This window comes from Streptomyces sp. 3-6, assembly GCF_056323165.1.
In genome coordinates, this window is the sequence record NZ_JBWHZP010000006.1 from 31,015 (window position 1) to 54,727 (window position 23,713).

A 23,713-nucleotide genomic window follows, 5' to 3' on the forward strand; every position below is an offset into this window, starting at 1 on the left:
ACTGCGAGATTCGCCGGTATGACGGGGATCGAGGGGGCGCGTGAGCGCCGGGTGCACGCGGGTGACGTCGAGTTGTGCGTGGCCGAGCTGGGCACCCCCGGGCGGCCCACGGTCGTCCTGGTGCACGGCTATCCCGACAGCAAGGAGGTGTGGGGGCGGCTCGCGCCGCGCCTCGCCGAGCACTTCCACGTCGTCGCCTACGACGTCCGGGGCCACGGGCGGTCCACGGCGCCGTCGCCCCTGCGCGGCGGGTTCACCCTGGAGAAGCTGACCGACGACTTCCTGGCCGTGGCGGACGCGGTCAGTCCGGGCCGCCCGGTGCACCTGGTGGGGCACGACTGGGGCTCGGTGCAGGCCTGGGAGTTCGTCACCGTGGCCCGCACCGAGGGCCGGATCGCGTCCTTCACCTCGATGTCCGGGCCGTCGCTGGACCACTTCGGCCACTGGCTCGACCGCCGGCTGTCGCGGCCCACCCCGCGCCGGGTCGGACAGCTCCTCGGGCAGGGCGCCAGGTCCTGGTACATCTACCTGCTGCACACCCCGGTCGCCCCCGAACTGGCCTGGCGCGGCCCCCTCGGCAAGCGCTGGCCGCGCATCCTCGAACGCGTCGAGAAGGTGCCCGGCGGCGACTACCCGACCGCCTCCCTGCCGGACGACGCGGCCCACGGGGCCTGGCTGTACCGGGACAACGTCCGGCCCCGGCTCCGGTCCCCGCGCCCCGACGCGTACGCCCACGTGCCCGTCCAGCTGGTCACCCCGCTGGGCGACCGCTTCCTGTCGGAGCGGCTGTACGACCGGCTGGAGCAGTGGGCACCGGACCTGACCCGGCGGACGCTGCCCGCCGGGCACTGGGTGCCGCGCACCCACCCGGACCAGCTGGCCACCTGGGTCACCGACTTCGTCGGCTCCGTCGAGGACGGCCGCACGCGGGCGGCGGCGCCCGCCCCGTACGCCGACCGGTTCGGCGGACGGCTCGTGCTCGTCACCGGGGCGGGCAGCGGGATCGGACGGGCGACCGCGCTGGCGTTCGCGGCGGCGGGCGCCCGGGTGATCGCGGCCGACCGGAACGCCCAGGCCGCCGAGGGCACCGCGCGGGAGGCCCGGCGCGGGGGCGCGGCCGGGGCGTGGGCGGAGACGGTGGACGTCTCCGACGAGGGCGCGATGGAGAAGTTCGCCGAGCGGGTGGCCACCGAGTACGGCGTGGTGGACGTCCTGGTCAACAACGCCGGCGTGGGCCTCGGCGGTTCCTTCCTCGACACCACGCCGGAGGACTGGAGGACGGTCCTCGACGTCAACCTGTGGGGTGTCATCCACGGCTGCCGCCTCTTCGGCCGGCAGATGGCGGAGCGCGGCCAGGGGGGCCACATCGTGAACGTCGCCTCGGCGGCGGCGTTCCTGCCGTCCCGGGCGTTGCCCGCCTACAGCACGTCCAAGGCGGCCGTGCTGATGCTGAGCGCCTGCCTGCGCGCGGAGCTGGCGGAACGGGACATCGGTGTGACGGCGGTCTGCCCGGGCTTCGTCAACACCGGCATCACCTCCACCGCGCGGTTCGCGGGCGTGTCGGCGCAGGAGGAGCAGCGGCTGCGGAAGCGGGCGTCCGCGCTGTACGGCCGGCGCAACTACCCGCCGGAGAAGGTCGCCCGGGCGATCCTGCGGGCGGTGGTGCGCGACGAGGCGGTGGTCCCGGTGACCCCCGAGGCCCGGGGCGGGTACGCGCTGTCGCGGTGGATGCCGGGGACCCTGCGGCGGATCGCCCGGGTGAAGCCGCGGATCTGACGGCCGACGGGGAGCGCGCCGGGGGACTCCACTGGGAGCGGGTCGCACCCGAAGGGCCCGAGGCGCACCTGGCCGACTGCGTGGTGACCACCCGGGGCCCGAACGGGGTACCGAGCAGGCCCGTCGGACGTCCGGGGTGTGCCGTCCCCAGGGGTTTCCGCCGGTCGGCCAAGGGCTCCGGGACACCGGTGGACCCGGCTGCCCTCCGTCGGCACCGGACGCGGGGCCGGGCCCGTGCGGGCCAGGTCCCCGCACCCCCGACTGCGGGGCCGGGTCGCCCGTTCCGGTGATGTCGGCCGTGACTGTCCACAGGATCGTCACTTTTCCTTGTGGATAACTGCCCCTGGCTGTGGATCAAACCTCCATTCGGAAACCCTTCGCGTGATCCTCGTTACGTCCGGCAGTCTGGAGCCATGAACCCACAGCGGACGGTGAAGGTGTCGAAGTACCTCTCCCGGCATCTGCGCCACCGGCCCGGGCAGATCGGCCTCACGCTCGACGAGGGCGGCTGGGTCGAGATCGACGCCCTGCTCGCGGCAGCGGACGCCCACGGTTTCCGGATCACCCGGGACGAGCTCGCCCATGTCGTCGCCACGAACGACAAGCGCCGCTTCGCCGTCGAGGGCACCCGGATCCGAGCCCGTCAGGGCCACAGCGTCGAGGTCGACCTGGGGCTGGCGCCGGCCGTCCCGCCGCGGTACCTCCACCACGGCACGGTCACCCGTTTCCTGGACGCGATCCGCGCCGAGGGCCTGCGTCCCATGACCCGGCACGACGTCCACCTCTCCGCCGACCGGGATACGGCGGCCCGGGTCGGAGCCCGCCGCGGGCGCCCCGTCGTGCTCACGGTGGACGCCGGAGCCCTGCACGACGCCGGCCACGTCTTCCGGGTGAGCGCGAACGGCGTGTGGCTGACGTCCTCGGTCCCCTCCAGCCACCTGCGGTTTCCCCCGGGCGTCGGCGACGCGACATGATCGATCCCATGAACCAGCTGCCCACCACTCAAGCCGCGGTGACCGCCCTGCGCGCACTCGCCGAGACGTACGCGCGCGAGATCGAGGTCTCCCACGACATCGGCGCGGACCAGACCTCGCGGCGCACCGCGGCGGGAGTCGGAGTCGCCACCGACGCGGAGGGCTCCCTGCCGCACGAGGCCCACGTCGAGTTCGGGGGGAGTCCGCGGGTACGGGTGCGGCTCTACCCGGACGACGACGCCCTGATCGACGTCTAGGGCGTCGAATGCCCCGACGTCCCCCGGGACGACGTCCCGGCCTTCCTCCGCTCCGTCTTCGAGGACCGGGCGTGGGTCAGGGCACGGCGTTTCCCCCCGGGCTACTTCCTGATCGTGCCGATGCCCGGGGACCGGACGCACAAGGAGTTCATCCCCATGCTCCTGCTGACTCCCTGGCTCAGCGCGCGGGTGCGCTGACGGCCGACGGGCTCGGCAGCCGGGCAGCGCACCCGGGTCGCCGGCCCGCCGGGCGCGATCTCCGAGGCCGGCGACGGTTTCACGTGAAACACCGGGCGGCACATAGGCTCGGCGGCATGAGTCTGCGTCTGAGCACCGTGATCCTCCCCCACCGCCGCTGGCACGAGGGTGGCCGCGCGGCCTGGGAGCGGGCCGAAGAACTCGGCTTCCACACCGCGTACACCTACGACCACCTCTCCTGGCGCACCTTCCGGGACGGCCCCTGGTTCGGTGCCGTGCCGACGCTGACCGCCGCCGCCGCCGTCACCGGCCGGATGCGCCTGGGCACCCTGGTGACGTCAGTCAAGCGTCGTTCACCCATCACGGCCTGACTTGGGAAGACGCACGTCGGGGCGTGTTGGTCCCGCCCGAAGGCGGATCAGATCGCGATGAGCCGGACGCGGCTACCGCACAACTTGGCCATGTCGTCGACGTCCGACGTGAGCATCGCCACCGGGCCTGGCTGGCGGAGCGCCAGCTCGGCGACGGTGGCATCGATCGCGTACTTGTGGCCGTGGAGGCCGGCCTCTTTCAGCAGCCCGGCGGCGGCTCTGGCCGCCTGCTCGGTCACCGCTTCCACTTTCACCTGGGAGAGGACCCAGTTCAGTCGGGCGGTGTTCACCCGGGCGTGCATGACTTCCACGATGGTGTTGGAGCAGACCACAAGATCGGCAGCCATCGAATGGAAGGACCGGATCATCGCAAGCACGGCCCGGTCCTGCGAGATCCAGGCGGACAGCCCTTGGGAGTCCAGTACGGCGGTCTCGATGCGGTGGTTCACGCGGCGCTCGCCGACTCCTCATGCTCGGCCGTGCCGAAGATTCTGGCCTGGGCCGCGGCCAGCTCCTCGTCGGTGAACGCGCCGCGCTCCTCCTCGTAGCGTCGCAGCTCCTCACCGAGCAGCTGGTGCCTGATCTGGCGGGCAACCGCCTCCGCGACGTAGCCGGAGACGTTGTCCGTGAGCCTCTTCAGCTCCGCCACCTGCTCAGTGGGCAGAGTGACGGTGATGCGGGTCGTATCAGCCATGGAGCCAGCATACTGCAGTATGCGCGCCGTCTGTCGGGCTTCTCCGCGTACGACCTCAGCGTCGTTCCGCGCTGAGCAGTTCACTCAGGCGGTCGCCGATCACGGACACCCCAGGGCGCGGGTCGCTCTCGTAGTACCAGGGCTTGCGCCGGCGCAGCAGCGCGTCGCCGTGCTCGCTCCAGAAGAATCCGGGCCTCCTCAGCAGTTTCCGGAACACGGCGTCCGTTGTCTCCGGGTGAGCGGCGACCAGCCGGCGGATCGGCAGTGGCGTGATCGACTCCTCGCGCAGGTACGTGCGCAGCAGATCCTGGTGCTGGCTGCGGCCTGGAAGGGCGGGGTCCGCGAAGAGGTCCCGCAGCATCCCGTAATCGGCGTAGAAGTTGAGCCCGTCGACCTGGTCGTAGATGACGCCGACGGTGTCCGAGTCCGCCAGTTCTGACGGCAGCTCGAACGAGGGCACGTCCGGGCCGGGGCGCCGCCGGGCTCGGGCATGGCCGGACTGTCCCGCGACGGTGACTTCCTGGCGGTGGCGGTAGTAGGCGTTGAGGAGGTCCTCGGCTTCGGCAGGCGGAAGGACCAGTTCGTCGTCGCCGCAGAACTCGACGAACGCGGCCCGGTCCTCCCTCATCCGCTGCCACCCCTGCTCGATCTTCTCCGCGTTGCGGAAGACCAGTTCGGGGTGGTGCGTGGCCAGTTGCAGAGCGGCTTGGGCGATCTCGGTGGCGCTGGACCTGGGGTAGCTCGTCATCGCTCCGGACACCAGCCACGTCCCGCCGGCCGACTGAACGGGTACGAGGCAGGTGTGGAGGAACCCACCCTTGGACACTCCACGGAACGCCGCCCGCCCGACATTCGAGTACGTGCGGTACTCCAGGTCGTCGACGAGATTGAGCAGGACGACGGCACCCCCGTCCTTGCGCCGGACCTCGAAGATGCCCTCGACCGGGTCACGCCAGCCGAGCAGCATCTCCCGGTCCGACGGGGTCAAGTCCTTCCGCCCGGCGACGAAACGGTCCACCACGGTCAAACCGTCCGGCAGCCGGTACCGCAGGATGAAGTGGTCGGTGACCCGGATCGCCTCACCCTCGTCCAGCTGCCGCGCAGGCCCAGCGACCTCCAGCAGGAGGGGTGTCAACCACCGGTCAAAGCGGGCACTCTGCGCGAAGGTGACCAGCTCCCCCTTCAGCTCGGCGCTGCGCTCGATGAGATCAGCCAATGACAGTTCATGGGCACCCTGATGCGCGCCCTGTGCGGCCTCTGCCACGTTCAGCCCTTTCGTACGAGCCAGTTCCGCGGAAGTGAAAGGTCTCCGGCCTCAACCCGCCCAGTGGCGGTACGCCTCGATCCACTCCGCGCCCTCGGGAGCGGGGCTGGGCAACGGCAGATCCAGGATACCGATCGACTGCTGGACACGGCCACGCGAGCACAAGGCGACGATCCTGCCGTCGGGCCTGAGGTCGATGCCGCACACCGTCACCTCGACGCCGAGAACCGTGGTGGTGAAGGGCAGGTCAAGGTACTCCTCAAGCATGGTGAACAGGCCGATCCGCTGCTCGTCCTCGCCGTAGGCGTCCACCGTCGCCTTTTCGATCATGGCCTCAAGCTCAGCCCTGTCCAGCGTGCCCATGACGCCACGGTAGCTGCCCCCACCGCGATGTCGACGCGGCTTCCCGAATCCGCTCCGCCGACATATCCAGGGCAGCGTGAGGCCCGCGTATCGTCGAGGTCATGCGTCTGAGCACGGTGATTCTTCCCATCCACCGGTGGGCTGAAGGACAGAAGATCTGGCGGCGGGCCGAGGACCTCGGTTTCCATGCCGCGTACACCTACGACCACCTGTCGTGGCGGTCGTTCCGGGACGGTCCGTGGTTCGGCGCGATCCCGACGCTGACAGCGGCAGCGACGGTCACAAAGAGTATGCGTTTGGGTACCCTCGTGACCTCGCCGAACTTCCGGCATCCGGTCACCCTCGCCAAGGAACTCATCTCCCTCGACGACATCTCCGGCGGCCGGGTCACGCTCGGGATCGGTGCGGGCGGCACCGGGTTCGACGCCACCGCGCTGGGCCAGGAACCGTGGACCCCGCGGGAGCGGGCCGACCGCTTCGCCGAGTTCGTCCCGCTGCTCGACCGACTGCTGACCGAGGACTCCGTGTCCTACGAGGGCGACTTCTACGCGGCGCACGAGGCGCGGAACATCCCCGGCTGCGTGCAGCGGCCCCGGCTGCCCTTCGCCGTGGCCGCCACCGGCCCGCGCGGCCTGCGGCTCGCGGCCCGGCACGGGCAGGCGTGGGTGACCACGGGGGATCCGAGGCTGTTCGAGAACGGAACCCCGGAGCAGTCGGTCCAGGCCCTGCGCGACCAGTCGGAGAGGCTGGCGGACGCCTGCGCCGAGCTGGGACGGAACGCGGACGACCTCGACCGGGTCCTGCTCACCGGGTTCACCCCGGACCGCGGCCGGCCCCTGCAGTCGCTCGACGCGTTCGTCGACTTCGCGGGCCGCCACGCGGAGCTGGGGTTCACCGAGATCGTGGTCCACTGGCCCATCCCGGACTCGGACTTCGCCGCCGACGAGAAGGTCTTCGAGCAGATCGCCATGGAGGCACCGGCCCACCTGCGCTGACGGAGGGAAACCCCGTCACGGCTGTCCCGACGGGGTGCCCGGCACCCGGCACCGGGCGCTCCGGGCGTCCCCCGCCGGGCGGCCCCGTGGTGGTGACGGCCCCGGGCCCGGGGTTCGAACGACGGCGTCCGTCGCACGCGGGTCGACACGGCGTTAGCACCATGTCGGCGCAGGTGGGAGGGCCGTCACTCAGATGTGCGGAGTGCCGCACGCCCGTGCGGGCATATGCGGGACAATGGACGCGTGACCTCAGCGACCCGCCGGCCCGAGACTCCGGCCTCCCCCCTCACCCCACCCCGGCTCATCGCCACCGACCTCGACGGCACCCTGCTGCGCGACGACAAGTCGGTGTCCCCCCGCACGGTCGCCGCGCTGGCCGCCGCCGAGGAGGCCGGTATCGAGGTCTTCTTCGTCACGGGCCGCCCCGCCCGCTGGATGGACGTGGTCAGCGACCACGTCCACGGCCACGGCCTCGCCATCTGCGGCAACGGCGCGGCCGTCGTCGACCTGCACGGCGGGCCGGGTGCCCACCGCTTCGTCAAGGTGCGTGAACTCGCGCGGGACAACGCGCTGGACGCCGTGCGCCGGCTGCGCGAGGCCGCCCCGGGCACGATGTACGCCGTCGAGCAGACCTACGGATTCCACCAGGAGCCCGCCTACCCGAAGTTGCACATGGAGATCCCGGACACCCTGGCCCCCGCTGAGGAGTTGCTGGCGCCGGACGCCCGCACCGCCGACGAGCCGGTGCTCAAGATCCTCGCCCACCACCCCTCGCTCGACCCGGACGCCTTCCTCGCCCTCGCCCGGCTCGCGATCGCCGACCGCGCCAACGTCACCCGCTCCAGCCCCAGCGCCCTGCTGGAGATCAGCGGCCCCGAGGTCTCCAAGGCCAGCACGCTCGCCCTGTGCTGCGCCGAACGCGGCATCTCCCACGAGGAGGTCGTCGCCTTCGGCGACATGCCGAACGACGTCGAGATGCTCACCTGGGCCGGGCGGTCCTACGCGATGGGCAACGCCCACCCGGACGCCCTCGCCGCCGCGTCGGGACGCACCGTGGCCAACAACGACGACGGTGTGGCCGTCGTCATCGAGCGGATCCTCCAGGAGCACTACGCGTAGGGCGCCTCAGCACCGGCCGCGCGGGACGAGCAGTGGAGCGCTGGGGGGTCGGACGCGCATTACGCGTAGGGCGCGTTCGCACCGGCTGCGGGGGACGAGGAGCGGAGCGCTCGGTCCCGGACGCCGGCCGTCCCCGGCCGGGCGCCGCCACCTCCCCCGGATCCGCCGCTCGTCGGTGCCACCGGGCCCGCCGCGGCTCACAGCGACACGTCGCGACGGGCCAGCCACGACACCGGGTCCACCGACGACCCCGTCTCGGGGGTGACCCGGACCTCGAAGTGCAGGTGCGGGCCGGTGGAGTTGCCGCTGGTGCCGGACTGGCCGATCCACTGGCCGGTCCGCACCCGCTCGCCCTGGTCGACCGCGGCGGCGGCGAGGTGGGCGTACTGGGTGAAGTACCCGCCCGCGTGCTCGATCACCACCTCGATGCCGAAGGCCCCGTGGCAGGACACCTTCACCACCGTGCCCGCCCCCACGGCCCGCACCGGCGTGCCGATCGGCACCGCGAAGTCCTGACCGGTGTGCCGGTTCGCCCACCGCGCCCCGCCGGCGCCGTACGAGGCGGACAGCGCGTAGGCCTCCACCGGCGCCACCCAGGGGCGGTCGTACCGCGTCTCCGGCTGGTCGAGCCGGACCGCGCCGCGGCAGGCACCCGCCGCGACCGAGGCGTCGGCCTGGCCCTGGAGCTGCCGGCGGGCCGCCTCCAGCTTCCGTTCGATGCCCTTCCTCACCTGGGCGAGCCGCTTGTTGCGCCGCTCCAGCCGCTGCCATGCCGCGGCGGCCTTCGCCTCGTCCCGGGACAGCCGCCGCTCCGCGCGCCGGCTCTCCTCGATCGCGTGGTCGAGGGCCAGGTCCGCCTTCCACAGGGCGCGCTGACCCCGCATCACGCCCTCGGGGTCCTCGGCGAGGATCATGTGCGCGGTGAGCGGCAACCCGCCGCCGCTGCGGTACTGCGACCGCGCGATCCGGCCCAGGTCCTCGTTCAGGTCGTCGACCTTGCGCCGTTCCCCCTCCAGCAGCTTCTCCAGCCGCCGCGCCTGTGCCCGCTGCTTCTCGGCCGCGCGTCGTCCCTCCTCGTAGGTCCGGGTCGCCGCGGCGGCCTCCTCGTACAGCCGCACCACCTCCGCGCCCACACCGGACGCGGTGCCGTGACCCGGCACGTACGCCCCGCCGTCATCGCCGCCACCGCCGTCGGAGGGCCGGGCGGCGAGCACGGCCAGCGCGCACAACGACACGGCGGCGAACAACGGGTGACAGCGGATGAGGCGCATGACTGCCACCCTGTGCCCGGCCCGCCACCCCGTCCTGTTCACCGCGTACGCCCGGGGGAACGGGGCGCCCCGGATGGCCCAGTGGGCCGACTCCGGCGGCGAGTTGACGCGCCTTCACCGCGTCACCGGGTGCTGTCCCCCCGGTGACGCGGTGACCTGTCAGCGGGCGCCGACCAGCAGGTCCGCCTCCTGCTCCCGGCGCACCATCGCCCGCAGCGGCCCGTCGGTCCCGGCCAGCTCCGGGTACGTCCCGCGCTGCACCACGCGCCCCTCGTCCAGCACGATCACCTCGTCCACCGCCTCCAGACCGGCCAGCCGGTGGGTGATGAGCAGCGTCGTGCGCCCCTCGGTCGCGGCCAGCAGGTCGGCGGTGAGCGCGTCGGCGGTCGCCAGGTCGAGGTGCTCGGCCGGCTCGTCCAGCACCAGGACGGGGAAGTCGGCGAGCAGCGCCCGGGCCAGTGCGAGACGCTGGCGCTGGCCGCCGGACAGCCGGGCACCGTGTTCGCCGACGAGGGTGTCGAGCCCGTCCGGCAGGCTCCGCGTCCACTCCAGCAGCCGGGCCCGGCCGAGGGCGTCGTACAGTTCCTCCTCGGTCGCGTCCCGCTTCGCCAGCAGCAGGTTCTCGCGCAGCGAGCTGTCGAAGAGGTGCGCGTCCTGCGCACACAGCCCCACCAGGCGCCGCACGTCGTCCCCGTCCAGCGCGAACGCGTCCACACCGGCCAGCGTGTACCGGCCGGCCCGGGGATCCAGGAACCGCAGCAGCACCTGCGCGAGGGTGGTCTTGCCGGAGCCGGACGGACCCACGACGGCGATCCGCCGGCCCCGTTCCAGCGTCAGGTCGAGGCCGGTGAGGGCGTCCCGTTCCTGCCCCGCGTACCGGGCGGACAGCCCGCCGAGGACGAGCGGGAACGGTGAGGCGGGCGCCTGGCGCGGCCGCTCCGGCTCACGCACCGGCACCGGAGCGTCCAGCACGTCGAGGACGCGCTCCGCGCTGGTGCGCACCCGCTGCCGGTACTGGACGGCGAGCGGCATCCCGAGGACGGCCTCGAACGCGGCGAGGGGCGTGAGCACCACGACGGCCAGGGCCACCCCCGGCAGCCGGTCGGCGGCCACCGCCTGGACGCCGACCAGTGCGGCGGCGGCGACGGTCAGGCCCTGGATCAGCGCGGTGAGGCCGTCCCCGAGGGCGGTGGCGGTCGCGCCCCGCGAGGCGATCCGGGTCAGCGCGCCGTCGGCCCGCCGGGCCGCGGCGGTCCGCTCGGGCAGGGCACCGGCGACGGCGAGTTCCGCGGTGCCGGTGAGCAGGTCGGTCACCCGGGTGGCGAGGACGCCCCGCGCGGGCGCCAGCCGCAGCTCGGCCCGGCGGGCGACGGCCCCGGTGAGCAGCGGCACACCGGCGCCCGCCGCCAGCAGACCGGCCGCCAGGACGGCTCCGGCCTCGGGCAGCAGCCAGGCCGTGAAGCCGACGGACAGGGCGGAGACCAGGACGGCCGCTCCGGCCGGCAGCAGCCACCGCAGCCAGTAGTCCTGCAGCGCGTCCACGTCGGCGACCAGCCGGGACAGCAGGTCCCCGCGCCGTGCGCGGCGCAGCCCGGCCGGGGCCAGCCGTTCCAGCCGCCGGTACACGGCGACCCGGGTGTCGGCCAGCATGCGCAGCACGGCGTCGTGCGACACGAGCCGCTCGGCGTAGCGGAACACGGCACGCCCGATGCCGAAGGCGCGGGTGGCCGTCACCGCCACCATCAGATACAGCACCGGCGGCTGCTCGGAGGCACGGGAGATGAGCCAGCCGGACGTCGCCATGAGGCCGACCGCGCTGCCCAGGGCCAGGCTGCCCAGCAGCAGCGCCAGGGCGAGGCGCCCCCGCCGGGCGCCGGACAGGTCACGGACCCTCGCGAGCACCCCGCCGGCGCCGGAGGGGACCGGCGTACCGGCCGACACCCCCGCGGCCGGCTCGGGTTCCACCGCGGCCGGGGTGGTGACGACACCGGAGGGCTCCCGCGCGGGCCCCGTGGGGTCCCGGTCGGCGGGGGTGTGCCCGGCGGACGCGGTGGCCGCGGGTTCCGCCAGCCGCACCACACGGTCCGCGACGGAGAGCAGCGCGGGGCGGTGCACCACCAGCAGCACGGTCCGCCCGGCCGCCAGCCGCCGGACCGCCGCCACCACCTCGGCCTCGGTGGCCCCGTCCAGGGCGGCCGTCGGCTCGTCCAGCAGCAGCACGGGCCGGTCCGCGAGGAACGCCCGCGCCAGCGCCAGCCGCTGACGCTGCCCGGCGGACAGCCCCGCCCCGTCCTCGCCCAGCGGCGTGGCCGCTCCCCGGGGGAGGGCGTCGACGAACTCCAGGGCACCGGCGTCCCGCAGCGCCCGCCGCACGGCGTCCTCGTCCGCGTCCGGACGGGCCAGCCGGACGTTGTCCGCCACCGTCCCGGCGAAGAGGTGCGGCCGCTGCGGCACCCAGGCGATCCGGCGGTGCCAGTCGGCACGGTCGATCCCCGCGAGGTCCGCTCCCCCGACCAGGACGCGTCCGGCACTGGGCCGTACGAAGCCGAGCAGCACGTTCAGCAGGGTCGACTTGCCCGAGCCGCTCGGGCCGACCAGGGCGACGGTCTCCCCGGGGCGGACGGTGAGGGACACGTCGGTCACCGCGGACGCGGCGCGCCCGGGGTAGCGGACCGACACGTTCTCGAAGGTCAGGTCACCGGCCGGTGCGGGCGCCGTCCCGGACTCCGGGACGGCCGTCTCCAGCACCTCGAAGATCTCCTCGGCCGCGGCGAGCCCTTCGGCGGCGGCGTGATACTGGGCCCCGACCTGCCGGAGCGGCAGGTACGCCTCCGGAGCGAGGATCAGGATGACCAGTCCGGTGTACAGGTCCCCCTCGCCGTGCACCAGCCGCATGCCGATGGTGACGGCGACCAGGGCCACCGAGAGCGTGGCGAGCAGTTCCAGCGCGAAGGAGGAGATGAAGGCGATCCGCAGCGTCCGCATGGTCGCCCGGCGGTAGTCGGCGGTGATCCGCCGGATCGACTCGGCCTGCGCCTTGGCCCGGCCGAACACCTTGAGCGTCGGGAGCCCCGCGACCACGTCGAGGAAGTGCCCCGACAGCCGTGACAGCAGCTGCCACTGACGGTCCATCCGGGACTGCGTCGCCCAGCCGATCAGCACCATGAACAGGGGGATGAGCGGCAGGGTGCCGACGATGATCGCGGCCGAGACCCAGTCCTCGGTGACGATCCGCGCCAGCACCGCCACCGGGACCACGACCGCGAGCCCCAGCTGCGGCAGGTAGCGCGAGAAGTAGTCGTCCAGGGCGTCGACGCCCCGGGTGGCCAGCGCCACCAGCGACCCGGTCCGCTGCCCGCCCAGCCAGGACGGGCCGAGCGCGGTCGCCCGCTCCATCAGCCGTCCCCGCAGCTCCGACTTGACCGCGGCGCTCGCCCGGTGCGCGGCCAGTTCGGTGAGCCAGCCGACCAGCGCCCGGCCCACCCCGACCGCGACCAGGAGCAGCAGGGGAGTGGCGAGGCCCGACACGTCCAGGCCGTCCTCGAAGGCGCCCACCACCACCTCGGCGATGAGCATGGCCTGTCCGATGACGAGCCCCGCGCCGACGGCCCCCAGGGCGACGACCGCCAGCAGGAAGAACCGGGTGGCGCGGGCGTACCGGAGCAGTCGCGGGTCGATCGGTTTCACGTGAAACACACCTCAGTGCACGGGATCGGCGATGTGCTGGGTGCCGATCCGCTTGCGGAACACCCAGTACGTCCAGCCCTGGTAGAGGATGACGACCGGCGTGGCGATCACCGCGAGCCAGGTCATGATCTTCAGGGTGTAGGGGCTGGACGAGGCGTTGGTGACGGTCAGGCTCCAGGCCGGGTCCAGCGTGGACGGCATGACGTTCGGGAAGAGCGTCAGGAAGAGCATCGCCACGGCGGCCACGATCGTGACGCCGGACAGCGTGAACGACCAGCCCTCCCGGCCGGCCCGGTTGGCCGCCAGGGCGGCGACCAGCGAGGCGACCGCCACGACCAGGGCGACGAGGCTCGCGCCGTCCCCGCTGCGCACCTGCGTCCACAGCAGGAAGCCGAGCGCCAGAGCGGCCGTGGCCAGCCCCACGCGCTCCGCCAGGCGGCGGGCCCGTTCCCGGATGTCGCCCAGGGTCTTCAGCGCCGCGAACACCGCGCCGTGGAAGGTGAACAGCGACAGGGTGACCAGACCGCCCAGCAGGGCGTACGGGTTGAGCAGCTCCCAGACGTGCCCGACGTACTCGAACTCGGCGTCGATCTTCACGCCCCGCACGATGTTGCCGAACGCCACGCCCCACAGGAAGGCCGGCAGGAGCGAGGTCCAGAAGATCGCGGTCTCCCAGTTGCGCTGCCATGCCTCCTCCGGCCGCTTGGCCCGGTACTCGAAGGCGACGCCCCGGATGATGAGGCAGACCAGGATCAGGAGCAGCGGCAGGTAGAAGCCGGAGAACAGCGTGGCGTACCACTCGGGGAAGGCGGCGAAGGTGGCGCCGCCTGCCGTGAGCAGCCACACCTCGTTGCCGTCCCAGACCGGGCCGATGGTGTTGATCAGCACCCGCTTCTCGGTCCGGTCACGGGCGAGCAGCCGGGTGAGGATCCCGATGCCGAAGTCGAAGCCCTCCAGGAAGAAGTAGCCGATCCACAGGACGGCGATGAGGACGAACCAGACGTTGTGCAGTTCCATGACGGTGGTGCCTCCCTCGGCCTAGTACGAGAAGGCCATCGGCTTGTCGGCGTCCCGGAGGTCGCCGCCGAGCTTCTTGGGCGGGTTGAGGTCGGACTCGGTGAGCTCCGGCGGTCCCGCCTTGACGTACTTGGCGAGCAGCTTGACCTCGATGACGGCCAGGACGGCGTACAGGGCGGTGAAGACCGACATGGAGATGATGACCTCGGCCTGGGACACCCCGGGGGAGACCGCGTGCCGGGTCTGCATCAGGCCGTAGACCACCCAGGGCTGACGGCCCATCTCGGTGAAGATCCATCCCCAGGCGTTGGCGATCAGCGGGAAGGCCATCGTCCACAGGGCCAGGCGCCAGTAGAGCCGGGTGAGCCGGTCTCCGAGCGGCTTCTTGAGGAGCACCAGGTGCGGCACCTCGTCCTCCCCGGTGCGCAGGGCGGGCGGCAGCATGAACCGCTTCCGGGTGAGCCAGAGCCCCAGCAGGGCGAGCGAGAAGGACGTCATGCCGAAGCCGATCATCCAGCGGAAGCTCCAGTAGGCGACCGGGATGATGGGCCGGTAGTCGCCGGGGCCGAACTCCTTCTGGAGGGCCTCGTTGGTGTCGTTGATGCCCGGCACCTCGGAGTCGAAGTCGCCGTGCGCGAGGAAGGACAGGAGGCCGGGGATCTCCAGGGCGACCTTGTTGTGCCCCTCGTCGACGTCCCCGTAGGCGAAGACGGAGAAGGGAGCGGGGCCCTCGGTCTCCCAGAGCGCCTCGGCCGCGGCCATCTTCATCGGCTGCTGCTCGTACATGACCTTGCCGAGGGTGTCGCCGCTGACGGCGGTGAGCAGGCCGCCGACGGCCATGGTGACGAGGCCGAGCCGGAGCGACGTCCGCATCACGGTGATGTGCTTCTTGTGGATCAGGTGGAAGGCAGCGATGCCGACCACGAAGGCACCACCCGTCAGGAACGCCGCCGCGAAGCTGTGGAAGACCTGGTTGAGAGTGGTGTTCTGGGTGAGCACCAGCCAGAAGTCGGTGAGTTCGGCGCGGCCCTTCTCCTCGTTGATCCGGTAGCCGACCGGGTGCTGCATCCAGGAGTTGGCGGCGAGGATGAACCAGGCCGACAGCAGCGTGCCGAGGGAGACCATCCAGATGCAGGCCAGGTGGATCTTCTTGGGCAGCTTGTCCCAGCCGAAGATCCACAGGCCGATGAAGGTGGACTCGAAGAAGAAGGCGATCAGGGCCTCGAAGGCGAGCGGGGCACCGAAGACGTCACCGACGAACCGTGAGTAGTCGGACCAGTTCATGCCGAACTGGAACTCCTGCACGATGCCGGTGACCACACCCATCGCGATGTTGATCAGGAAGAGCTTCCCCCAGAACTTGGTCGCCCTGAGGTACTTCTCCTTCTCCGTGCGCACCCAGGCGGTCTGCAGCCCGGCGGTGAGGGCGGCCAGCGAGATCGTCAGGGGGACGAAGAGGAAGTGGTAGACGGTGGTGATGCCGAACTGCCATCGCGCCAGGGTCTCCGGCGCCAGAGCCAGATCCACGTCGTGCTCCTTACTTCGCCGTGGTCGTTACGGCCGCTTGCTCCCGTTCGTCCCGGAACATCTCGGGACAACAGGCATACGCTTGTGAACGCGTTCACATTCACAAGCAATTATGACGTACTGCTTTTCGCATCCGGAAGGGGGGTCCCCTGTGATGTCAACCCCTCCGCGTCACCCAGGGCGCCGGACCGCCCCGGCGGCCGTCCGCGCGGGGTGCGGCCGGCTCCCCCGCACACACGCGGGCGGCCGGCGGGATCACCCGCCGGCCGCCCGGACACCGTGTCGTCGTGGAGGTCAGGCCTCCCGGCGGAACGCCTCCGCCGTCTTGAGGAAGATGTCGTTCGCCTCGTTCTCCCCGACCGTCACCCGCACACCCTCGCCCGGGAACGGCCGGACCACGACACCCGCCTGCTCACACGCCTGCGCGAACGGGACCGTGCGCTCCCCCAGCCGCAGCCAGACGAAGTTGGCCTGGGTCTCGGGCACCGTCCAGCCCTGCTCGCGCAACCCCTCGACCACGCGGTTCCGCTCGCACACCAGCGATCCCACCCGGCCGATGAGCTCGTCCTCGGCCCGCAGCGAGGCGATCGCCGCCTCCTGGGCGATCTGGCTCACCCCGAAGGGCACCGCCGTCTTGCGCAGCGCCGCGGCCACCGGCTCGTGGGCGATCGCGAAACCGACCCGCAGCCCGGCCAGCCCGTAGGCCTTGGAGAAGGTCCGCAGGACGCAGACGTTGGGCCGGTCCCGGTAGATCTCGACGCCGTCGGGCACCTCGGGATCGCGGATGAACTCGCGGTACGCCTCGTCCAGCACCACCAGGACGTCCTTCGGCACCCGGTCGAGGAAGCGCTCCAGCTCGGCCCGCCGCACCACGGTGCCGGTCGGGTTGTTGGGGTTGCAGACGAAGATCAGGCGGGTGCGGTCGGTGATCGCGTCGGCCATCGCGTCCAGGTCGTGCACGTCACCCGGCGTCAGCGGGACCTGCACGGACGTGGCCCCGCTGATCTGCGTGATGATCGGGTAGGCCTCGAAGGACCGCCAGGCGTAGATCACCTCGTCGCCGGGGCCCGAGGTGGCCTGCAGCAGTTGCTGGGCCACCCCCACCGAACCGGTCCCGGTGGCCAGGTGCGACGCGGGCACCGCGAACCGCTCGGACAGCTCGGCCATCAGGGACGTGCACGCCATGTCCGGGTACCGGTTGAAGGACGAGGCCGCTGCCGCCACGGTCTCCATCACCCCCGGCAGCGGCGGGTAGGGGTTCTCGTTCGAGGACAGCTTGTACGCCGCGGGACCGCCCTCGGCGGCCGGCCGGCCCGGCTTGTAGGTGGGGATCCCCTCCAGCTCGGCGCGCAGCCTGGGGCTCGTCTCGCTCACCGCAGTCCTCCTCACGAAGACCGGCGGCCCATGACCGCCGCCGACATCCAATACTGCTCACCTTATGAGGATTCCCCTCCGCTGCGTAGGGCCGCAGCGGGGCGGGATGCCCGCACCCCGGCCGGCGCCGTGACCGCCCCGGAGCCCCCGACGCGGCGGCAACGGGGCAAGATCACCCGAAGGCAGACGAAGCGCGCGGCAACAGGGGGCGCGCCTCACATATATCTACGCGCCGGTGGTTCACGCCGTGGCGCGCATCCCTCGTGCAGGTGAGTTGAGACCTCTTCGCAACATCGCACCCTTGGCAGGCACGTGCGCGCCGACACGTCACTTCCGTGAATTGGACGCTTCAACTACCTTGGTTTCCCAGGGGATTGGCCGCTGATGATCTTGCAAAAACGTGCCTGTCAACGCGTGCATATGCGTCCGCCCTACCCCACCGCATGAGCCCTACTATCGGCTCGCCATGACAGCAGCAGGGAAGCACCAGGTGAGCCGCGCGGAAACCTCACGTCGAGGCAGCCGGCCGGGTCGAGCGGGCATCAGGGATGTGGCCGCCGCCGCCGGAGTCTCCATCACGACCGTCTCCGACGCCCTGAACGGAAAGGGCAGGCTCCCGGACGCCACCCGGCGTCATGTGCGCGAGGTCGCCGACAGACTGGGCTACCGCCCCTCGGCCGCCGCCCGCACCCTCCGCACCGGCAAGTCGGGACTCATCGGCCTGACCGTGACCACGTACGGGGATGAACCTTTCACCTTCACGGAGTTCGCGTACTTCGCGGAGATGGCGCGCGCCGCCACCTCCGCCGCGCTCGACCGCGGCTACGCCCTCGTGATCCTCCCGGCGACCTCCCGGCACGACGTGTGGTCCAACGTCGCCCTGGACGGCACGGTGGTGATCGATCCGTCCGACCACGACCCCGTCGTCAGCGAACTCGTCCGGCAGGGCTTACCGGTGGTCTCCGACGGCCGCCCGGCCGGCTCCGTGCCGGTCACCGCCTGGGTCGACAACGACCACGAGGCCGCCGTCCTCGGCATCCTGGACCACCTCGCCGACGCCGGCGCCCGCCGCATCGGCCTGCTGACCGGGACCACCACCGACACCTACACCCGCCTGTCCACCACCGCCTACCTGCGCTGGTGCGAGCGGGTGGGCCAGGATCCGGTCTACGAGTCCTACCCCGCACTCGACCCGTGCGCGGGGGCCGTCGCCGCCGACCGGCTCCTCGCCCGGCCCGACCGCCCGGACGCCGTCTACGGCCTGTTCGACCCCAACGGCACGGACCTGCTCGCCGCCGCCCGCCGCTACGGCCTGCGCGTCCCGGAGGACCTGCTCCTGGTCTGCTGCAGCGAGTCCGCCGTCTACGCCAACACCGAGCCGCCGATCACCACCCTCTCCCTCAAGCCGCGCCGCATCGGCACGGCCGTGGTGCAGCTGCTCATCGACGCCATCGAGGGCGTCGCCTCGGACCAGCCGGTGGAGCAGGTGATACCGACGGAACTGATCGTGCGCACCTCCTCACAACGCCGGCCGCCGCGCACGACGGTCAGCCCGCCCAGGTCCCCCGAGCGGACCTGACACCCGCACGACGGCCGGCCCGCCCGCTCGGCCAGCCCGCCCGGACATCCCGAGCGGACCTGAACACCTCGGCCGCACCACGGGGTGCGGCCGGGGTGACGGGGGACGTCCGCCGGGACGCCGGGGGAGGACCGCACAGCGCTACCGGATGGCCGCGCGCCGCCGGGGCGGGGCGGGGCGGCGGGCGCGCCTCGCGGAAGGGCAGGGGCGGCTCGCGGAAGGGGAGGACGGGACGGCGTTGGCGCCTCGCGGGGGTGAAGGGCGGGCCGCTCCACGCCACTCCTCCGGGGGAATCGGGCCGCCCGCACGGCGCATCAGCGCCCCTTTCCCGCCCACCGATCTCCCGTGCCGAGCGGGCCCCGGGACGGAGAAATGGGGCGTAACCCGGACGAAGAACGCGGCTGGGTGGAGCGTTGCCCTGATTCACCACCCCTGGGTCATCACATGGCGGGATTCGCATTCCTATGATGGGCCCACGACACCGCGGACCGCTGCGACCAGGCAGTCCGATGCGGTGCAGACGCGGCGCGATGGTGGTGGAGGGGTCGATGACTCAGGGGGCCGGTCAGGGACCCGAGGTGCAGCGCACGGCGACGTTGCGCGACTTCCGGGTGCCCGCGTACGTCCACGAGACCGGCCCTTACGTCCACAGCACGCATCCCGGCGACGTCGTCCCGCCGGCCGCGGAGCCCCACCCCGACGGATACACCCCCACCCAGCGGGACCTCCCCGTCATCAATCGGGGGGACACGGTCCAGGTGACCGTCGCTCCCGGGGCCGCCCCCGCCCCGCAGTCCGTCACCGGCCCCGGGCCGCTGTACGTGGTCGGGGACGTCCACGGCTACCTCGACGAGCTGGTGGCCGCCCTCCAGGAACAGGGCCTGATCGACGCCGCGGGCCAGTGGTGCGCCGGCACCGCCCGCCTGTGGTTCCTCGGCGACTTCACCGACCGCGGCCCCGACGGCATCGGCGTCATCGACCTCGTGATGCGGCTGTCCGCCGAGGCCGCGGCCGCCGGCGGCTACTGCAAGGCCCTGCTGGGAAACCACGAGCTGCTGCTGCTCGGCGCCAAGCGGTTCGGCGACACCCCCGTCAACTCCGGGGCCGGCACCGCCACCTTCCAGGCCGCCTGGCTCCTCAACGGCGGCCAGAAGACCGACATGGACCGCCTGCAGGACCACCACCTGCAGTGGATGTCCCGCCTGGACGCCGTCGAGGAGGTCGACGGCCACCTGCTGCTGCACTCCGACACCACCGCCTACCTCGACTACGGCCGCTCCATCGAGGAGGTCAACGACACCGTCCGCGAGACGATCACCCGCAACGACGCGGACGAGGTCTGGGACCTGTTCCGCAAGTTCACCAAGCGCTTCTCCTTCCGGGACGAGGGCGGGGCCGACGCGGTGCGCTCCCTGCTGGATACGTACGGCGGCACCCGGGTCGTTCACGGGCACAGCCCCATCCCGTACCTCCTGGGCGAAGTCGGCTCCGAGGACGGCGAGGACGACCGCGGACCCGTCATCGAAGGGCCGCACGTCTACGCCGACGGACTCGCCATCGCGATGGACGGCGGCGTGACGATGGCGGGAAAGCTGCTGGTCCGGCAACTTCCGCTGCACATCTGAGGCGTCACCGGACCGCCCGGCGCCGGCCCCGGGGCGCGGCGGTCCGTCGTCAATTTCGGTAAACCCCCTGTCACCGCGCGCCGTCACCGCTCTACCATCGGCTTATCCGTAGCAGGCTCCCCTCCGTTTCTGCCCGACGGCTCGTCAGCATGCCGAGCCCCAAGCCCTACGGAGCATCGGGGGATGCACATGAACAGCGTTCCGCAGTACCTGATGAGCGAGGACCGCCAGGAGTACGAGCGGCTTCTCGATGAGGCGCTGCGCACCGCACCACACCGTCCCGAACTGAGCGCTGCCGGACAGCGGCTCAACACCGAACAGCTGCGCACCATGGCGCTCAACGCCACCGCGATCATCGCGGCGGCCGCGGCGACCGAGTACCAGCACTACGTCAAGGTCCGTGAGGAACTGCGCCACCCGCCCACCCGGCCCGCCCCGGCCGCCCGGGAAGCGGGCGCCGAGGAGTCCGGCGGCGCGATGGGCCTCGCCGCCACCATGGGCGAGGTCGCCGAGACCGCCGGCGCGGGAGCCGTCGCCGTGGTCGCGGTCCTGGCCCCCGTCCTGGCCGGCACCGCGGCCGTGATCTTCCTGCTCGTCGGCTACGTCCTGCGGGCCGTCGACCCGGACGCCGGCTTCGCCCGGACCATGCTCACCACCGGCTGGGTGTTCGGCGCGGTGACGGCGGTCGCCATCCTGGTCGCCGCGGTGGGCCTGCTGCTCACGGCGCTGCGCAACAAACCCTCGGCGCGCGGCGGCTCGTACGCGGAAGCCGACGGAGAGCTGGCCCGGGCCCGGGAGGCATGGCGCGAAGCCCTGCTGGAGCGGGGCATCGTGCCGTTCCTGCGCGACGCCCTGGCCGACCCGGGCACCGCCGCCGCACTGCACCCCTCGGCACCCGGTGCCCCGGCCGGGCGCATGCCGCAGCTGGGCTACGACCGGCCGGGTTTCACCAGCCCGGGCGAGGGACGGGCGCGCGGCTCCCGGCCGAGCTACTCGAGCCCGCACTACAGCAGCCCGGACTTCGGCGGCCCGGAACACCAGCCGGAGTGAGCCGCCCTCCGGCCACCGGCTCTCCCTCGGCCGGCCGGGGCGGGCCCGGGCTGAGGCCGGAGCCACGGCCGAGTGCGCCGTGAACACCGCGCCGGTCCAGGCCCGGCGCACGGCGCACGGCGGGCACGGCGCTCGCCGGGCACGCACGCCGGCCGGCGTCCTCGTGCTCGCGATCAGGGTGCGGCGCCTCCTGCGGCGCCTCCTGCGGCGCGTCCCGGCCGTCGCGTCCCGGCCGTCGGGTCCGGCGTCGCGTCCCGGCCGTCGGGTCCGGCCGTCGCGTCCCGGCCGTCTGCCCGGCGGGCGGTGCGGCGCGCAGTGCGGCGCGCAGTGCGGGCCATGATGTTCGACCGCGCCAGGGGGCACGCGCGGGCCGACGGCCCCATGGCGCGCGCCCTTGTCGGCTCGGCCGGCGAGCCCCGGTGGGCTTTGCGGTGCCGCTGCGGTCCGGCGCGCCGCCGCTCGGGCGCCGCGTGCGAACGGCCCCGGGTCCGACGGTGCCCGCGGTCGCCCCGGATGCGCCCGCGGTCGTCCGCGGACACGTACGGAGGCGGGTACGTGCGGACGTGCGGGAGGTGGGTATGAGCGGGCGGGCGGGAGGTGGGTCCGTCGTCCGGTGGTCCTTGCGGTCCTTGCGTCCGTCGGGGGGGGTCAGAGGATGCCCGCCCTGCCCGCGGCCGTGATCCACGACGGGAACTCGGACAGCAGGCGGTCGTACAACTCCGGGTCCGGCACCGTGCTGATGTCGTCGACGGCGAAGAAGCCGACGTTGTCGACGCGTCGGCCGGGCAGCGTGTCGAACCGCTCCAGGACGCCGTAGTCGGCCCGGCCGAGCCCCACGAACTGCCAGAAGATGGGCTCCTCCACCGCCTCACGGAGCTCCCGTTCGATGTCCGCGTTGCGGTAGACGCCGCCGTCGGAGAAGAACAGCACCAGGGTGGGTGCCGCCGCGGGGTGGGACCGCACGAAGGACCGCACCTCGGCGATGACCTTCTGCTCCTCGTTCTGGATGCCGACCTCGCGCATGTCGACCTGGCTCGGGTCCAGTCCCTTCTTGCGGCCCCGTCGGAAGAGGCTCATCTCCCCCACCCGCACGTGGAGCCGCAGCCAGTCGGGCAGTTCGCCGAGGGTCAGGTCGGGCAGCCGGGCCGGACGGGAGGCGAACGTCCACGCCTGCATCTCGCCGTCGTCATCCAGTTGCGCCGCCACCGCCGCCATGCGCTCCACCACGTCGGCCACGATGCCCTTGGAGTACAGGTAGGACATCGACCCGGAGGCGTCCAGGACGAGCACCACGCGGGCCGTGATCCCGGCCGCCCCGTGCTTGCGCAGGCTGACCGCCACCTGCTCCTTGCGCAGCGACAGCCGCTTGCGCATGTCCACCGGCAGCCGTTCCTCCCCCTTGGTGAGCCGGGGAGCCGCCGGGCCGGGCGGCGGCGCGGACGCGGTGAACGGTGCGGGGGCGGGTGCGGGCGGGGGTACGGAGGGGGGCGCGGGGTGGGGCGGGGGCACCGCGGTCGGCGGCACCGGCGCCGAGGGGTACGGCGGCTGCGCGGCCGGGGCCGGGGAAGCGGCGGGCGGAGCCTGCGGGGGCGCGGCGGTGGCAGGAGTGGCCGGGGCATCGTCGTCCACCGAGATGCCGAAGTCGGTGGCGAGTCTGGCCAGCCCGGAGGCGTAACCCTGCCCCACGGCCCGGAACTTCCACGCCCCCTGCCGCCGGTACAGCTCGCCTCCGATGAAGGCCGTTTCCGTCCCGGCCGCCATGTCGAAGCGGGCCAGTTCGGCTCCGGTCCCGGCGTCCAGGAGCCGCAGCACCAGTCCCGGCACCTGGCCGAAGGTGCCCCCGTCCGCCGACGCGCACAGCACGATGCGGTCGACGGCGGGTTCCACCGAGCGGAGGTCGACCTCCAGGGTGTCGGTCGTGCCCCCGTCGGCGGAACGCTTCCCGCGGTGCGTCACGGCGTTGGACGAGTGACGCGGCTGGTTGTAGAAGACGAAGTCGCCGTCGTCCCGCACCCGGCCGGCCTCGGTGAGCAGCAGGGCCGAGGCGTCGACATCGGGCACCCCGGGACCGGTCCCCCAGGCCAGTTCGACGCGCACCACGGGGGCATCGACCGGGAGGTTGGAACCCTTGCTCATCGGTGTCGCAGTCATGCGGCCAGTCTGCCTCCCCACGTGTCCGAAACCCACCGTGCCGAGTACGGGGAGCACCCGGTTGTGCCAACCGGCCGGCCAGGACCCGCCGGCTCCGCCGCCCGCGCGGCGCCACCCTCGGACGGGCGGACGCGTTCCCTCGGACCGCACGCAGGGGCCCGAGGGACGTCCGCGCACCGCGCCCAGGGCCGTGGCGCCCGTACGTCGCCCGGCGGTCACCACCACGACGTGATACCCGTCCCGGCAGCACCTCCCTCCCACACCCCTGGTGGCTTCCCGCTCACGCACACGGCGCCGCTCTCCCTCATCCACATCCGTCCGGTGGGATCCACTCATGCGACCGCGCACGACAGGACCAGGACGAACCGCCGCGGCGGCGGTCATCGGTCTGTGCCTCACCTCGGGGTCGCCACCTGCCGTT

Annotated in this window: 17 protein-coding genes and 2 pseudogenes; 9 read left to right on the forward strand and 10 right to left on the reverse strand. The window is 72.7% G+C overall.

Annotated elements, in window-relative coordinates:
* Positions 1 to 18: 18 nt before the first annotated feature.
* The 4 genes and pseudogenes from AC02VZ_RS10545 to AC02VZ_RS10560 all read left to right on the forward strand — a co-directional run.
* A complete protein-coding gene (locus AC02VZ_RS10545; RefSeq protein ID WP_432056548.1) occupies positions 19 to 1,776 on the forward strand; it encodes an SDR family oxidoreductase in 1,758 nt (585 codons plus the stop codon).
* 413 nt (positions 1,777 to 2,189) lie between these two features.
* The gene (locus AC02VZ_RS10550; protein WP_476475223.1) at positions 2,190 to 2,750 is read left to right on the forward strand and encodes an RNA 2'-phosphotransferase; all 561 of its coding nucleotides are present in this window, start codon (positions 2,190 to 2,192) and stop codon (positions 2,748 to 2,750) included.
* Positions 2,747 to 3,205 (forward strand): annotated as a pseudogene (locus AC02VZ_RS10555) (hypothetical protein). The gene AC02VZ_RS10550 and the pseudogene AC02VZ_RS10555 overlap by 4 nt, the downstream one beginning before the upstream one ends.
* Positions 3,206 to 3,321: 116 nt before the next feature.
* Positions 3,322 to 3,570 (forward strand): annotated as a pseudogene (locus AC02VZ_RS10560) (LLM class flavin-dependent oxidoreductase); the annotation flags it as partial.
* Positions 3,571 to 3,623: 53 nt separating this feature from the next.
* Here AC02VZ_RS10560 and AC02VZ_RS10565 read toward each other — a convergent pair.
* From AC02VZ_RS10565 to AC02VZ_RS10580, 4 genes are all read right to left on the reverse strand, one after another.
* Positions 3,624 to 4,025, reverse strand: a complete 402-nt coding sequence (locus tag AC02VZ_RS10565; RefSeq protein WP_432056544.1) for a DNA-binding protein — start codon at positions 4,023 to 4,025, stop codon at positions 3,624 to 3,626.
* Positions 4,022 to 4,270 (reverse strand): hypothetical protein, encoded by a 249-nt coding sequence (locus tag AC02VZ_RS10570; RefSeq protein ID WP_432056543.1) that lies wholly within the window; start codon positions 4,268 to 4,270, stop codon positions 4,022 to 4,024. Before AC02VZ_RS10570 ends, AC02VZ_RS10565 begins: the two co-directional genes overlap by 4 nt.
* A 55-nt stretch (positions 4,271 to 4,325) precedes the next feature.
* Positions 4,326 to 5,486, reverse strand: a complete 1,161-nt coding sequence (locus AC02VZ_RS10575) for a hypothetical protein (protein ID WP_476475224.1) — start codon at positions 5,484 to 5,486, stop codon at positions 4,326 to 4,328.
* A 99-nt stretch (positions 5,487 to 5,585) separates the two neighbouring features.
* A complete protein-coding gene (locus tag AC02VZ_RS10580; protein WP_432056541.1) occupies positions 5,586 to 5,897 on the reverse strand; it encodes a hypothetical protein in 312 nt (103 codons plus the stop codon).
* 101 nt (positions 5,898 to 5,998) lie between these two features.
* Here AC02VZ_RS10580 and AC02VZ_RS10585 point away from each other — a divergent pair, with 101 nt between their 5' ends.
* Together AC02VZ_RS10585 and AC02VZ_RS10590 are read left to right on the forward strand one after the other, a co-directional pair.
* Positions 5,999 to 6,892: an LLM class flavin-dependent oxidoreductase gene (locus AC02VZ_RS10585; protein ID WP_432056540.1), complete on the forward strand. Its 894-nt coding sequence runs from the start codon at positions 5,999 to 6,001 to the stop codon at positions 6,890 to 6,892.
* A gap of 225 nt (positions 6,893 to 7,117) precedes the next feature.
* Entirely contained in the window at positions 7,118 to 8,011 is an 894-nt protein-coding gene (locus tag AC02VZ_RS10590; protein ID WP_432056539.1) for an HAD-IIB family hydrolase, read from the forward strand.
* 197 nt (positions 8,012 to 8,208) lie between these two features.
* Here AC02VZ_RS10590 and AC02VZ_RS10595 read toward each other — a convergent pair whose 3' ends face one another.
* From AC02VZ_RS10595 to hisC, 5 genes are all read right to left on the reverse strand, one after another.
* Positions 8,209 to 9,282, reverse strand: a complete 1,074-nt coding sequence (locus AC02VZ_RS10595; RefSeq protein ID WP_476475225.1) for a M23 family metallopeptidase — start codon at positions 9,280 to 9,282, stop codon at positions 8,209 to 8,211.
* A 159-nt stretch (positions 9,283 to 9,441) separates the two neighbouring features.
* On the reverse strand, positions 9,442 to 12,969 hold the full coding sequence (cydD, locus tag AC02VZ_RS10600; RefSeq protein ID WP_432056537.1) for a thiol reductant ABC exporter subunit CydD: 3,528 nt from the start codon (positions 12,967 to 12,969) through the stop codon (positions 9,442 to 9,444).
* Positions 12,970 to 12,981: 12 nt separating this feature from the next.
* Positions 12,982 to 13,986: a cytochrome d ubiquinol oxidase subunit II gene (cydB, locus tag AC02VZ_RS10605; RefSeq protein WP_476475226.1), complete on the reverse strand. Its 1,005-nt coding sequence runs from the start codon at positions 13,984 to 13,986 to the stop codon at positions 12,982 to 12,984.
* 21 nt (positions 13,987 to 14,007) lie between these two features.
* On the reverse strand, positions 14,008 to 15,513 hold the full coding sequence (locus tag AC02VZ_RS10610) for a cytochrome ubiquinol oxidase subunit I (protein WP_432056535.1): 1,506 nt from the start codon (positions 15,511 to 15,513) through the stop codon (positions 14,008 to 14,010).
* A gap of 294 nt (positions 15,514 to 15,807) precedes the next feature.
* Positions 15,808 to 16,887 carry a histidinol-phosphate transaminase gene (gene hisC, locus AC02VZ_RS10615; protein WP_432056534.1) on the reverse strand — a complete coding sequence of 360 codons (1,080 nt, stop codon included), beginning with the start codon at positions 16,885 to 16,887 and terminating at the stop codon, positions 15,808 to 15,810.
* 466 nt (positions 16,888 to 17,353) lie between these two features.
* On the opposite strand from hisC, the gene AC02VZ_RS10620 reads away from it, so the two are divergent.
* From AC02VZ_RS10620 to AC02VZ_RS10630, 3 genes are all read left to right on the forward strand, one after another.
* Complete coding sequence (locus tag AC02VZ_RS10620) at positions 17,354 to 18,466, forward strand: LacI family DNA-binding transcriptional regulator (protein WP_432056533.1); 1,113 nt, start codon at positions 17,354 to 17,356, stop codon at positions 18,464 to 18,466.
* Between the two features lie 533 nt (positions 18,467 to 18,999).
* Positions 19,000 to 20,091, forward strand: coding sequence for a metallophosphoesterase (locus tag AC02VZ_RS10625; protein WP_432056578.1), 1,092 nt, complete (start codon positions 19,000 to 19,002; stop codon positions 20,089 to 20,091).
* 183 nt (positions 20,092 to 20,274) lie between these two features.
* On the forward strand, positions 20,275 to 21,141 hold the full coding sequence (locus AC02VZ_RS10630) for a hypothetical protein (RefSeq protein ID WP_432056532.1): 867 nt from the start codon (positions 20,275 to 20,277) through the stop codon (positions 21,139 to 21,141).
* 648 nt (positions 21,142 to 21,789) lie between these two features.
* Here AC02VZ_RS10630 and AC02VZ_RS10635 read toward each other — a convergent pair.
* Positions 21,790 to 23,292: a VWA domain-containing protein gene (locus AC02VZ_RS10635; protein WP_476475227.1), complete on the reverse strand. Its 1,503-nt coding sequence runs from the start codon at positions 23,290 to 23,292 to the stop codon at positions 21,790 to 21,792.
* Between the last annotated feature and the right edge of the window lie 421 nt (positions 23,293 to 23,713).